This window comes from Aquimarina sp. BL5 (assembly GCF_003443675.1).
Classification (GTDB): domain Bacteria; phylum Bacteroidota; class Bacteroidia; order Flavobacteriales; family Flavobacteriaceae; genus Aquimarina.
Genome location: NZ_CP031963.1, coordinates 893,347 through 907,064 on the forward strand (window position 1 = coordinate 893,347; position 13,718 = coordinate 907,064).

Annotated in this window: 12 protein-coding genes; 4 read left to right on the forward strand and 8 right to left on the reverse strand. The window is 33.0% G+C overall.

The window, feature by feature from the left end; all coding sequences use genetic code 11:
- Positions 1-40 precede the first annotated feature (40 nt).
- Positions 41-361, forward strand: a complete 321-nt coding sequence (locus tag D1818_RS03990) for a YegP family protein (protein WP_118456509.1) — start codon at positions 41-43, stop codon at positions 359-361.
- Positions 362-431: 70 nt separating this feature from the next.
- Here D1818_RS03990 and D1818_RS03995 read toward each other — a convergent pair whose 3' ends face one another.
- Together D1818_RS03995 and D1818_RS04000 are read right to left on the reverse strand one after the other, a co-directional pair.
- Entirely contained in the window at positions 432-1,445 is a 1,014-nt protein-coding gene (locus tag D1818_RS03995) for a low specificity L-threonine aldolase (protein ID WP_118456510.1), read from the reverse strand.
- A 51-nt stretch (positions 1,446-1,496) separates the two neighbouring features.
- Positions 1,497-3,908 (reverse strand): zinc-dependent metalloprotease, encoded by a 2,412-nt coding sequence (locus D1818_RS04000; protein WP_118456511.1) that lies wholly within the window; start codon positions 3,906-3,908, stop codon positions 1,497-1,499.
- Positions 3,909-4,015: 107 nt separating this feature from the next.
- On the opposite strand from D1818_RS04000, the gene prfB reads away from it, so the two are divergent.
- Together prfB and arsC are read left to right on the forward strand one after the other, a co-directional pair.
- Positions 4,016-5,114 (forward strand): peptide chain release factor 2 gene (gene prfB / locus D1818_RS04005; protein ID WP_118456512.1). Its coding sequence is split into 2 segments (ribosomal slippage): positions 4,016-4,078 and positions 4,080-5,114, totalling 1,098 coding nucleotides; the frame shifts between segments, so codons are not numbered across the junction.
- Between the two features lie 16 nt (positions 5,115-5,130).
- Complete coding sequence (gene arsC, locus D1818_RS04010) at positions 5,131-5,469, forward strand: arsenate reductase (glutaredoxin) (RefSeq protein WP_118456513.1); 339 nt, start codon at positions 5,131-5,133, stop codon at positions 5,467-5,469.
- Positions 5,470-5,516: 47 nt separating this feature from the next.
- On the opposite strand, the gene D1818_RS04015 is transcribed toward arsC, so the two are convergent.
- The 5 genes from D1818_RS04015 to D1818_RS25215 form a co-directional block, all read right to left on the reverse strand.
- Positions 5,517-6,401: an IS3 family transposase gene (locus tag D1818_RS04015; RefSeq protein WP_205487267.1), complete on the reverse strand. Its 885-nt coding sequence runs from the start codon at positions 6,399-6,401 to the stop codon at positions 5,517-5,519.
- Positions 6,365-6,796: a helix-turn-helix domain-containing protein gene (locus D1818_RS25575; RefSeq protein ID WP_205487253.1), complete on the reverse strand. Its 432-nt coding sequence runs from the start codon at positions 6,794-6,796 to the stop codon at positions 6,365-6,367. Before D1818_RS25575 ends, D1818_RS04015 begins: the two co-directional genes overlap by 37 nt.
- Before the next feature lie 125 nt (positions 6,797-6,921).
- A complete protein-coding gene (locus D1818_RS04020; RefSeq protein WP_118456514.1) occupies positions 6,922-9,039 on the reverse strand; it encodes an immunoglobulin-like domain-containing protein in 2,118 nt (705 codons plus the stop codon).
- A 73-nt stretch (positions 9,040-9,112) separates the two neighbouring features.
- Complete coding sequence (locus D1818_RS04025; RefSeq protein ID WP_118456515.1) at positions 9,113-9,667, reverse strand: conjugal transfer protein TraO; 555 nt, start codon at positions 9,665-9,667, stop codon at positions 9,113-9,115.
- A gap of 452 nt (positions 9,668-10,119) precedes the next feature.
- Positions 10,120-10,296, reverse strand: coding sequence for a hypothetical protein (locus D1818_RS25215; protein WP_162897257.1), 177 nt, complete (start codon positions 10,294-10,296; stop codon positions 10,120-10,122).
- 183 nt (positions 10,297-10,479) lie between these two features.
- Here D1818_RS25215 and fumC point away from each other — a divergent pair, with 183 nt between their 5' ends.
- Positions 10,480-11,877 carry a class II fumarate hydratase gene (gene fumC, locus D1818_RS04030; RefSeq protein WP_118456516.1) on the forward strand — a complete coding sequence of 466 codons (1,398 nt, stop codon included), beginning with the start codon at positions 10,480-10,482 and terminating at the stop codon, positions 11,875-11,877.
- Positions 11,878-11,946: 69 nt separating this feature from the next.
- Here fumC and D1818_RS04035 read toward each other — a convergent pair whose 3' ends face one another.
- A complete protein-coding gene (locus D1818_RS04035) occupies positions 11,947-13,617 on the reverse strand; it encodes a tetratricopeptide repeat protein (RefSeq protein WP_162897258.1) in 1,671 nt (556 codons plus the stop codon).
- Positions 13,618-13,718: the final 101 nt, after the last annotated feature.

Here is a 13,718-nt window from a genome sequence, read left to right on the forward strand (position 1 = left end):
TTTATCAAAATCATTCTAAAATTTTTTAAAACTCGACAATATGTTTGAACTCAAAAATAAGGAGGGATCCAGCTATCATTTCACTTTAAAAGCAAAAAATGGACAAGTAATTCTAAGCAGTGAAGTGTACAACAGTAAAGCTGCTGCTATTAACGGAATAGCTTCTGTACAAAAAAATGCTGCTGAAGATGGACGATATGAACGAAAAACAGCCAAGGACGGAAGATTCTTTTTTAATTTAAAAGCATCTAATGGTCAAGTAATTGGTAGTAGTCAAATGTATTCTTCCGAATCCGGAATGGAAAATGGTATTAATTCTGTAAAAGAAAATGCACCAGAGGCTGACACTAAAGAAATTTAAATGTAGTAAGCATTATATTTTATAAAAATTCAAGCAAAGCTGTTCAAAATAAATGAACAGCTTTACTTTTTTATAGTGTTTGTAATACCCCTAGAAAATATTCGTGCATTTCTGTAGTATAATCTAAATGTGTTACAAATCTAAGCTTTCCTTGTCCCATTCCATAAAAGTGAATATTCTTGGCTCCCATCTTTGCTATAAATTCCTCTTCATTACCACTAATAGTAAATATAATAATGTTTGTATCGATAGGCTCAACACCTGTCACAAAGGGTAATTCTTGTAAAACCTGTCCAATCTCTTTTGCCTTTTTATGGTCTTCTTTTAAACGATCTACATGATTCTCCACTGCATACAATCCTGCAGCGGCCATATATCCAATTTGACGCATACCACCGCCTAATACTTTCCTAATCCGAATAGCTTTTTGCATTATTTCATGATTACCTACTAATACAGATCCCATTGGCGCTCCTAATCCTTTGCTAAGACATACAGAAATGGTATCAAATACTTCTCCATATTGTTTAGGGTCTTCTTTCATAGCTATTAAAGCATTCCATAAACGTGCTCCATCAAGATGATACCCCAAATCATGATCAGTACACACCTTCTTTATTTTAATAATCTCTTCGAAATCATAACAAGCGCCTCCACCCTTATTAGTGGTATTTTCTACACATACTAAACTTGTTAAAGGACTATGATAAAAATCCGGTGGATTAATAGATGCTAGCACCTGATCCGATGTAATCATCCCTCTATATCCATCAATCAACTTGCACGAAACTCCACTGTTAAAAGAAACCCCTCCTCCCTCATAATTAAACACATGTGCATATTTATCCGCAATCAGTTGCTCACCAGGCTGTGTATGTAATTTTATAGCCGCCTGATTCGCCATACTACCAGATGGAAAAAATAAAGCAGTCTCTTTACCAAACATATTGGCTATTCTCTCTTCTAAAGCATTAACCGTTGGATCTTCTTTATACACATCATCTCCCACTTCTGCATTCATTATTGCATTAAGCATTTCTGGGGAAGGTTTGGTGACTGTATCACTCCTAAGATCTATTATCATATAGTATTTTAATTAAAACGTTTATTACTTTTTATCAATTTTATGAACCAATTAGAACTCACATCTAAAGCTTCCTATAGGAGAGCCATCCGGTATTTTTGGTGAAGGTAGCATTTTAAATTTTTCAGGTTTAGTCATAAAATCCTGGATTTGCTTTAAAAAATAGTTATTATAAACTGTATTTGAATCTTTTCGCTTATCAGGATTTAGTAGGTATCTAATGTCGTTTAGCGAAGCATACGCTAAAGCTCGTACCTGAGGATAACTACTACTGTTAATACTCAGGTTCATTAGGTGTTTTAATGTATTGCTTTTTACTGTATTTAGAATTTCGCTATGATAATTATTTTTAGGCTTAGCTTCAAAAACTGCTTTAACCAATTTATCTAAAACTTTTGATGCTCCTAATTGTTTTGGATCTAGACTACTTTGTTGTACTAATCGCGAAATTCTTTCTGGATGCAGCAATAACGACAAACTCATATCACTGGCAGTAGATGCGGCACTCAACGGATCAAAAGCTACACCTGTTTTGCTATTAAAAGATTCTCTGGAACGACCATAACCAAAAGCTCTTGGCGGAAACAATTTCAATTTATCCTCAGGAATAGCCAAAACTTCGGGAGATAACGTTTTCAGGATTTGATTTAGCGCTTCATTTTGTTCTTTTTCTGAAATCGTTTCAACGATTGTTTGTTTATCCCCTTTGGTAGCATAGTTATAATTTAGACCTCCAATTAACTTTACTGCTGCTTCGGTTTGATACCTATGAAAAAAATACAAAGGAACGAATACATCTTCTAAAACCGAATAAGCTTCACCGGTTCTAATATTATCTTCAGAGAAATTACGAATTGCCGTTTCCCTAACTTCTAATATGTTTTTTAATTCTTCAGAAGCACTTTTTCCATTATCCCAAAGATGCGCCAAACCATGCGCGCCTCCTTTAGGTCTTGCATCACTATCCGAAATAAAACGCAATCCAGAAGTATACGCATCATCCAAAATTTTATAGAGCTCCTGACTTTCATCTACTTCCTTGTTAAATTCCGAATAACTATAAGCTACAGTTACTTTATCCCAAGTTCCTATTTTAGTATCGTAAGCATCAGAAAAGTCTATTTCTCCGTCTTTTAGCCTAATCGTCGGATGCGGATAATCCATAACAGATGCTCTATTGCTAGTACTGGCCGCAAAATTATGTGCAAATCCGATTGTATGTCCCACTTCATGTGCTGACAATTGTCTAATCCTAGCCAGAGCCATCTCTAACATGGGTTTATAATTATCATCATTACCAGCAAAAGGTTTGTTTGATAAAGCCTGGGCAATAAGAAAATCCTGACGAATTCTTAAACTACCTAAACTTACGTGCCCTTTTAATATTTCACCAGTTCTTGGATCTACCACGCTAGCACCATAACTCCATCCTCTCGTAGATCGATGTACCCATTGAATTACATTATATTTTAAATCCATTGGATCTGCATTTTCCGGAAGCATTTTTACTTGAAAAGCATCTTTAAATCCAATAGCTTCATACGCTTGATTCCACCATCTTGCACCTTCTAATAAAGCTGACCGCACAGGTTCTGGAGTTCCGGGATCTAAATAGTAAGTTATAGGCTCTTTGGCTTCACTTACTGCTAACTCCGGATTTTTCTTTTCCAACCTATGTCTAGTGATATATCTCTTTACAATAGGTTCTTGTATTGGCGAAGCATAATCCAGATAAGAAATTGATAAAGCTCCACTCCTTGGATCAAATTCTCGCTTCTTGTACTTATCATCTGGTAATTCTACAAAAGAGTGATGCTGGGTTACAGTAAGAAACTTAGCATCCGGCGCTACGGACCAAATATTTCCTTGCTTCGGTGATCCTTTATAGGTTATCAATGCTTCGAATTCAACATTTTTCGGAAAAGCCTTTGTTCTTTCCAAACTTAAAGCACTTTTAGTTTTATCTACACTATAAGTGCCTTCTTTCTGACTTATCAATCTATTAATAACACCATGAGTATCTTGTAATAAAAAAGGTGTCAAATCAATAATGTAGCTATTCACTTTTTGTTCTTTTATAGGAAAACCAAATAATACAGATTTAGCAAATGCCTGTTCTACACTTTTTCTCTCGAGTTTGTTTTCCGTAATCGCGCGGTATCTTTGATTAGGTTGCACTAATAACAATTTGTTTCCTGCTTTCTGAAATTTTACAACTACACCATCCCCTATTTGCCCTCTATCTAATCCTATATCATTGGATCCCAAACCTGTAGCTAAAGAATGTACATATAAGAACTCTTCATCTAGTTTATTTACTTCTAAATATATCGCATCCTGACTTTCGTTATAATGAAAATCAAAATATCCCGTATAAGATTTTAAATCCTTTTGTTTTTCTAGAAACTGCGCAGAAAGAAATTGGCAAACTATTAAAAACAAGCAAGTAATATTTATTTTCATCATGAAATGATTTATGTGATTGGAAAAAACACTAAAACTATAAAATAATAGTAAAATTATTTCCTACTGAACTGTTAAATCCTATTTTTGCTTAAAATAATTGAAATATGATTAATACTGAGACTTTACAAGATCTTAGGGAGCGCCTGGTTGCGTTAAGGAGGTATCTTTGACATTGATGCCAAACTTATCGAAATAGCTAACGAAGAAGAAAAAACATATGCTCCTGATTTTTGGGATAATGCCCAGGAAGCAGAAAAACTAATGCGTGCTCTTAACGCAGAAAAAAAATGGGTTTCTGAATATAAAAAAAGTGTAACCCTTGTTGATGATCTCGAAATTCTTTACGAGTTCTATAAAGAGGGAGATGCTACCGAAAAGGAAGTAGATGAACGCCATTCCGTTGCCTTAGATCTTATAGAACACCTTGAGTTTAAGAACATGCTTAGCGAAGAAGGTGATAGCATGAGTGCTGTAATTCAAATCACAGCCGGAGCTGGTGGAACAGAAAGTTGTGATTGGGCGAGCATGCTTATGCGTATGTATCTAATGTGGGCAGAGAAACAAGGTTATAAAATTAGAGAACTTAACTATCAAGGAGGAGATGTTGCCGGAATCAAAACAGTAACTTTAGAAATAGACGGTGAATACGCATTTGGATGGCTTAAAGGCGAAAATGGAGTACATAGATTAGTACGTATCTCTCCTTTTGACAGTAATGCTAAAAGACATACTTCTTTTGCTTCCATTTATGTGTATCCATTAGCAGATGATAGTATCGAAATCGACATTAATCCTTCTGATTATGAGATCATCACCTCCAGATCCAGTGGTGCCGGAGGACAAAATGTAAACAAAGTAGAGACCAAAGTACAACTTACCCACTTCCCTACTGGAATCCAAATTTCCTGTTCAGACACTAGATCACAACAAGAGAACAGATTAAAGGCGTTGCAAATGCTTAAATCACAACTTTTTGAACTTGAACTCAAAAAACAACAAGCCCAAAGAGATGAAATTGAAGCATCCAAAATGAAAATTGAATGGGGATCTCAGATTCGTAACTATGTAATGCACCCTTATAAACTGGTAAAAGATGTAAGAACTGCAGAAGAAACCGGAAATGTGGATGCTGTTATGGATGGAAACATTGATGCTTTCTTAAAAGCATACCTTATGATGATGGGACAAAGAGTTGAAGATTAATAATTATTGAATAGATATGACAACAATATATCATAACCCAAGATGTAGCAAATCCAGACAATGTCTTGCCATTTTGGAAGAAAAAAATGAGGACTTGAATATTATTAAATATTTAGACACTCCTTTGAGTGAAGAAAAATTATCTAAAATCATTGATCTTCTTGGAATAAAACCCATCGACTTAGTTAGAAAAAATGAAGCGATCTGGAAACAAGAATTTAAAGGTAAAACTTTAACAGATAATCAGCTTATAAGAATTATGTGTGAGCATCCAAAACTTATTGAAAGGCCTATTGTAATAAAAGATACTAGGGCAATTATTGGAAGACCTCCGGAAAAAGTTGTTGATATGTGACGTCCTGAATAATCGTTACAGGAATTAATAAATACAAGGTAGCAATTTTAATTTGCTACCTTTTGTTTTTTGTAGCTTTTTCTTTTTAATTTATTTTGTTGATGCATTTGATCAGGTGTTAACATTGAATTAGATAAATGAGGTCTTATCTGATTATAAATGCGGATTGCATTTTGAACCAGTTTGGTTTTGATTTGCATTGAAGTATCATACTTGTCAATAGCAAATTCTTGTTTAAGAATTCCATTAATTCTTTCTGCTATGGCATTTTCGTAAGGGTCATATTTTTCAGTCATACTAGGGCTAATATTATTGATGTTTAATGTTTTTTGATATTCATTGGAACAATACTGTAATCCTCTATCGGAATGATGAATTATAGGTTTTTCATTATAATCTCTATTAGAAATAGCCATATCTAAAGCTGTTAAAGATCCTTTTACACTTAGACTATTTGATACATTATATCCCATTATTTTTTTAGAATAAGCATCCGTGATTAAAGCCAAATAACATGGATTTTCCCTATTTCCTATATAAGTTATATCACTGACCCATACTTGTTCTGGTCTGATAAATTCAACATCTTTTATTCGATTTTTATGTTTTCTAAATCTATGATGAGAATCCGTAGTTACATGATAGTTCTTTTTAGGTAAAATCAACAAGTTATTAGCCTTTAGTATTTTAAATAGCTTATCGCGACCAACTCCGATTACTTTGAGTTGAGATTTTAAAAGATGAAATAATTTTCTTGTACCGATTCTAGGCATTGATATGCGAATGGTATTTACTAAATCAATTACCTTTTTACTTAGTTTTTGTTTGTCTTGATAAGACCGAATAGCTCTATAATACACCTGTCTATTCACCCCGAGTAAATCACAGGTAGCAGTTATGCTTTCTTGTTTTTCTTGGCTATATTTTTCGATAACTCGGGTACGTGCTTTTTTCTGATCGGAATATTAAATTCCTCTTCGGCGATATCAATCATCATATCAAATATAATTGCTTTCTTATCCGCACGCTCTGCTAAAAATTCAGCTCTTGCTTTTTGTTTCTCTAAAAGCTTGACTTGCTGTTCTAATTCTAAAATACGTTGTTCAGGTGTTTTGGACATGGATCTATTTACACTAAAATCATAATCAAATTTACCATATTTTTTTAACCAAGTGCGAATCGTAGATCTTGCTTGAATACCATACTTATCCAAAGCTTGAGTTCTTGTTAATAAGCCTTGTTCAATCTCTTGAACAACTTGTAGCTTAAAGGATAAACTGTAATCCTTCTGTGTACGCTTTACATAATTTGAATGTAATGACTCCATAAATAACATTTTAGTGTAACGATATTTCAGGACGAGACAATATTCTATAAAAAAAAAGACTCGTTTTCAGGAGAAAACGAGTCTTTTTTTTGCAATTCTTAAAAACTAGTTACTGTAGTATTACACTATCTTGGAACTGGCTGAGAAGGCCCCATATTTTCAGAAGCAACTGTAGCTCCCTCAACTGCTATGGTTAAAGTAGATCCACTACCAATACTGTTATGTTCTCCTCTAATATACACCTGTCCACTGGCAGGCATTACAAAAAGGTCTGAATCACTAGAGTTACTTGTTCCTGCACTTAGACTACCAAGTAATGCTCCCGATGGAGAGTCTGCTCTTGCCTCTACCTGAATAGTATATCCGGTACTTCCTCCTGAACTGACACTAATTTCTACAGCATCTCCTGCATTCGCAGTTAGAAGACCTGTACTTAAATCCCAAGTAGGCCCTGTACTTAAACTTTCCACAATAATAGTTCTGGTTACCTGATCTGCAGGATTGTTAGAAGAATCTACCACATCATATGTTCTGGTATAGGTTCCTGCTGTGCTTGTATTGACATATGTTCCACCAAACACAATGTCGTTAGTTAAATTACCATCAAAATTATCCGAAGCAGTCGCCGTTTCTATATAAGTTTCATTAACTGATAATGTTATTGTGCTAGGACCATTTAATAATATTACGGGTTGCACATTGTCTACTATATTAATAGTTCGTACAACTTCTACCGCAGGGTTACCAGAAGAATCCATAACATTGTAAGTCCTCGTATAAGACCCTACAGTATTTGTATTCACAAAGGTTCCTCCAAACTCGATGTTGTTTGTAATATTTCCATCAAAATTGTCTGAAGCTGACACTGTTTCTGTAAAAGTTTCTCCAACACCAACATTTATTGAAGGACTAAGAATAGTAATCACTGGAATTACATCATCAACTACAGTAATTGTTCGCGAAACTTCTGTAGCCGTATTACCGGATGCGTCTGTTACATTATATGTTCTTGTAAAAGTTCCAAGAGCATCTGTGTTAACAAAATCTCCTCCAAAGACTATCTGATCTGTAAGATTACCATCTACGTCATCAGTTGCTGTAGCGGTTTCTGTGTAAGTATCAAAAACGGTTAGCGTAAGCATATCGGAACCATTAAGATTAATTACAGGAGAATCTGTATCAGCATCGATAAAAGTAAGATTCACCTCTGCCATTTTAGTTATAGGGGTTGTATTAGCATTAGCAACAATAAATTCCACATCGTGATCCTCCATAACAGTACCGGTATATTGACCTGTAGAAGTTCCTACCACAACTGGTATCTCATCTCCGGGTTGATATATAACGTCATCATAAACAAAACTTCCAGCCTGTGAAGATCTGTACCTCATTGTATAAGACGAATTACCAACAGTTTCGATAATTTCGAAATTAATATCAGCAGCTGTATTGGTTGCCAATGTGGTTACAGTAGCTGCTGCTGTAAAAGTAAAATCTGGTGTTTCTCCTACTTCTATACTAACAGTATTTGATTTAGAAACTCCTAAACTACTAGTAGCAGTAAATGTAACCTTAACCACTCCCACGGTTAGTCCTTCGAAATTCCAAGTAGAATCTCCAACCGGAATTTCGACCGCAGTCTCTGGATCCAGAACCGTTCCATCTACAATAACACTTCCTGTTCCTGATACATCCGCATCTGATACTCCAAAAGCATATTGCACATCATACGTTGCAGAACTAACTTCTTCGATAGTAAGATTTAAATCAATCTCTCCATTAACATATGTAATAGCTTCTGGAGATGTTATTACATCAAATGTGAAATCTGTATCGTTTACATTATATGTTAACACAAATTCTTCTTCTCTATTAGATTGATCTCTTATAGTTAAAGTTACTTTATTGGTACCAATCGCAGTTCCCTGGTATTCTATTGTGTATTCAGGACCTTCGGGTAAATCAATAAATTCATTTTCTGCTATAGCTACTGTATTCAAAAAATATGATCCAGCACCTTCCGTAACATTATATTTTATCTGGTAATCTCCTGCATTGATATCTGCACCACTTGTTATAGTAAATTGAGATTCCTTTTTAGTATCTACAAATGTTTCTATAGTAGTCTCGCTAAATTCTACTTTAAAAAACACTACTAAATCATCTGTTATCTCTTTTGTACAGGCAATCCCAATAAATAGAAGAATGATACCTGAAACGACATATTGATAAAACTTTTTCATCTATATTATGTTTGTTTATTTTAATGATCCAATTGTTAAAAACTTCTTTTACAGAAGTTTCTTTCCGAAAAAATTACTTCAGTATTAATTTAATTCCAATACCAAAATAAGGAGTAAGTTCTCCAATATCGCTATTGAAGTGATATATCTCTTGTGCTTTAATATTAATTGCCACTGTAGGAATTAAAAATATATCTGCATCTAATCCTGCATACGCTCCGAAAACTACATTACTTGTCTCAATATTCAAAACCTGATTGTTTTCTAGAATCTCGTCTCCATTATTAATAGACTCATAACCCACGGTTGCTCCTGCCCCTAAAGCGAGCGCAAATGTTCTCTTATTATTCCTAAGTACATCAAAAAAGAACCCTGTGTTAAAAGCATACAAATTAACAGGTATTTTTATATCCTCATACTCTAATTTTGTAAAATTAGTTTGAATACCAAATTGTAAATAATCAAATTCATTTACCTTATAATCAAACGCAGCTAATCCTGCAAAACCTCCATCTGCATAACCACCGGTTAATGACAGTGCAGTTTTATGACTCTGAGCATACATGGTAATGGAAGAAAAAAGAATAAAGACAACTAGTAATAAGTTAGTACTTATAAGTTTTTTCATAAACTCTATTTTATAATTTTTATAATTTTTATTTTTTGCATTTTCCCGTAAAAACAGCTGCAAAACTAAAAAACGCAAACGTATTTTGCACTATAAATATTGTGTCTTTATTGTAACTAAATTCTTTCAAATCACAAAAAAATATGAACGTTGTTATTTTTCTGTTAATTCAATACAACATTAGACAGACACAATAGGCTTACAATGAACATAATACATCACTTAGCATCTCTCTAATCATAATACCTTCTTCTAAGTTATATTTTTAAAAACTCACTTTCAAAAAAAATATAAAAAAAACTATTTTATTACCATTTATCATAATAATCAGTACATCGTCTTAGGCTCAATAAACCTTTAAATAACAGAATAACAAATATCAATAAGAGTGAAATAAAAAAGAGGAATTGATAAATCAATCCCTCTTTTTAATATATAACTAATATTTTTACTTAAGCTTCTTCTCTAGCCTTACGTTTAGCTTCTTGCTTTAACTTAAAGTTTTCAATAGTAGCTCCAAAAATCCAGTAAGGAACCACGAAGGTTAATAAAAATATCATTAACCAAAATCCTATTGTAAGGATCGTTAAGAATGCTAAAAAACCAAGGTATTGATCAAATTCGAACATAACAGTAATCTAATTTCAATTTTTGCCAAAGATAATAACTCTTCCTTTTATCTCATAACATAAATATGATTTATTTTCAAAACTAAAACTTTAATACAATTCTGTTTTAAAAAGTACATCTTTATTCAGAAATAGCTATACAAATTCTTAAATTTGCCGTTCGAAAAACAAATCATCACAGCTATGGAATATAGAATAGAAAAAGATACAATGGGCGAAGTAAAAGTGCCTGCTGATAAACTTTGGGGAGCTCAGACAGAACGTTCCAGAAACAACTTTAAAATTGGTGCACCATCTTCAATGCCTTTAGAAATAGTATACGGTTTTGCGTATCTTAAAAAAGCTGCTGCTTTTACTAATTGCGAATTAGGTGTTCTTCCTATTGAAAAGAGAGATCTTATTGCTCAGGTATGTGATGAAATTCTAGAAGGAAAACACGATGATCAGTTTCCATTGGTAATATGGCAAACGGGATCCGGTACGCAGAGTAATATGAATGTAAATGAAGTTATTGCGAATCGTGCACATCAATTAGCAGGAAAAACTATTGGAGAAGGAGAAAAAACCATTCAACCTAACGATGATGTAAATAAGTCTCAATCTTCTAACGATACATTCCCTACGGGTATGCATATTGCGGCTTACAAAAAGATTCTAGAAGTTACGATACCTGGTATTACACAATTAAGAGATACGCTAAAAAAGAAATCAGAAGCTTTTAAAAATGTTGTAAAAATTGGTCGTACGCATTTTATGGATGCTACTCCATTAACCATTGGACAAGAGCTATCTGGATATGTTTCTCAACTGGATCATGGGCTTAAAGCTTTGGAAAACACATTGCCACATTTAGCAGAAATTGCTTTAGGTGGAACGGCAGTTGGGACAGGTCTAAACACACCCAAAGGATATGCTAAAAGAGTATCAGAATTTATTGCTCAGTTTACAAGTTTACCTTTTATCACTGCAGAAAATAAATTTGAAGCATTAGCAGCTCATGATGCTTTTGTAGAAACGCACGGAGCATTAAAACAAATTGCAGTTTCTCTGAATAAAATAGGAAACGATATTAGAATGTTAGCTTCAGGACCAAGAAGTGGAATTGGTGAGCTTATCATTCCTGCTAATGAACCTGGAAGTTCAATTATGCCCGGAAAAGTAAACCCTACTCAATGTGAAGCTTTAACTATGGTTTGTGCTCAAGTATTGGGTAATGATGTTGCTATTAATGTTGGCGGAATGCAAGGACATTTTGAACTTAATGTATTTAAACCTGTTATGGCGGCAAATCTATTGCAGAGTGCTCAATTAATAGGTGATTCTTGTGTTTCTTTTGATGTACATTGTGCTCAAGGAATAGAACCAAATCAAGCAAGAATTACAGAGTTGTTGAATAATTCATTGATGTTGGTAACTGCTCTTAATACCAAAATAGGATATTATAAAGCAGCAGAAATTGCTAACACAGCGCATAAAAATGGAACTACGCTAAAGCAAGAAGCTGTAGCATTAGGGTATGTAACCGAAGAGGAATTTGACCAATGGGTTAAACCAGAAGATATGGTTGGAGCTCTTAAATAAATATACAATACAAGCTAAAGATCCGAATTATAAGCATATTATAATTCGGATTTTTAAATTACTCCTAATTTAAAGCTGTTCCAGGTACATACCAAGCGTTAAAGACTCTGGAATATTCATTTTTTTCTTTATTCTGCTTCTTGAAGTTTTTACAGTATCGGGAGTGACTCCTAAAATATTGGCTGTTTCTTTTGTCGAAAGATTTAATTTTACAAATAAGCAATATTTTATCTCTGTATCGGATAGGTTGGGATACATATCCCTTAATTTCGTTACCATTCCTGGATATCTCGATTCGATTCGATCACTTATTGCAGTGAGATTATTGCCATTTATGATTAAAGTATTTATCTTATTTCTAAGTTTTTTAACCTGGCTATCTTTATTACTTAATTGATTAACTTCTTTTTTGATTTCTGACAGCATTTTTTGTCTATTAGAAATTGCTATTAATGTCATATTCAATTCATTCTCTCTAAGTTGTACTTTATCCTCTAATAATTCTCTTTCTACCTTTTTTAACTCCTTTAATTTCTTATTGATTCTAAGGTTCTTAATAAGTAAAAAAAAGCAAAATACACCCCCAAAAGAAAATATAACAACACCTATAAGAACATAAAATTGGATACGATTTTTAGATTGTAGAAGCTTATTATCAGTTTCTAACTGCTTATTGGACATTTCCTCTTCAATAAGCTTGAAACCTAATTCGTTGTTTTTTATCACAGATTTATTTCGCTCAATACCTATACTATCTTTTATTCGATAATAACGTTCTTTACTGTTAAATGCTTTTTCCCACATTTGTCTTTTGGAATAGACTTCTGATAGTTTTAAAAACGTATTCATTCTTTTTAAAGCACTTTGTTTTCCTTTAACATTTTGCCGTAACAAACTTTCAGCTACTTTTAACCTATTCATCCCTAGATAAATTACTCCTAAGTAATAATCTTTGTCCCAATTATAAGTTTCTGTATCTATTCTATCATAAAAATATTTTGCTTCTTTATTTTTATTTTGAATAAGAAATGTTTTACACAGATCCAGTAAAATATCGTTCTTTATCGTTGAATAATTATTTTTAATGGCTGATTCTAATCCCTTCTTTAGCCATAATACTGCATTATCATAATCTCCCTCTCTCTTATAATTAGTACCAATGTTTTGATACAATTGAATTCCGTATCTCGATTTTTTATCAAATAAGGGATCATTAATATGATTGTAATAATATGTTCTTGCTTTTTCGTAATCACCCAATAAACTATAAGTAGATGCAATATTTATAGTTAAAACTTGTAATACATTTTTAAACCGTTCTGTATCTTTTCCTTTTTTGTAAAAATCATATGCTTTCAAAAAATACTCTAAAGATTTTTCATAATTCTGTAGTTCTCCATATAAATTACCTAAAGAAAGATAAGAATAATGTAAACCTGGCTTAAAATCATTCTCCCTACAAATAAACATTGCCTTGTTTATATTGTAAAAAGCGCTATCGATCATCTTTTTCTTTCTATAGTACACACTAAGTTTAAGATAAATTTTTCCTCTTATTTCTTCATAACCTTCACCTCTACTTCTATCCAATAGCATATAAAAATCCGTCGATGAACTGTTATATATATCTAATTGACTTAGTAAACTATCTATTTCTTTATAGCTTTTTGATTCTGAAACTATTTGAGACATTAACCCTATAGACCACAATACTAATAAACAACATATTCTTTTCTTCATAATAAATTCTGAATAGATCCTCATAACGTAATGATGGAACTAGCATTCGTAACAAATCATTGGATATTTAAATCTAAACAAAAATTAATAAGACGGCATCT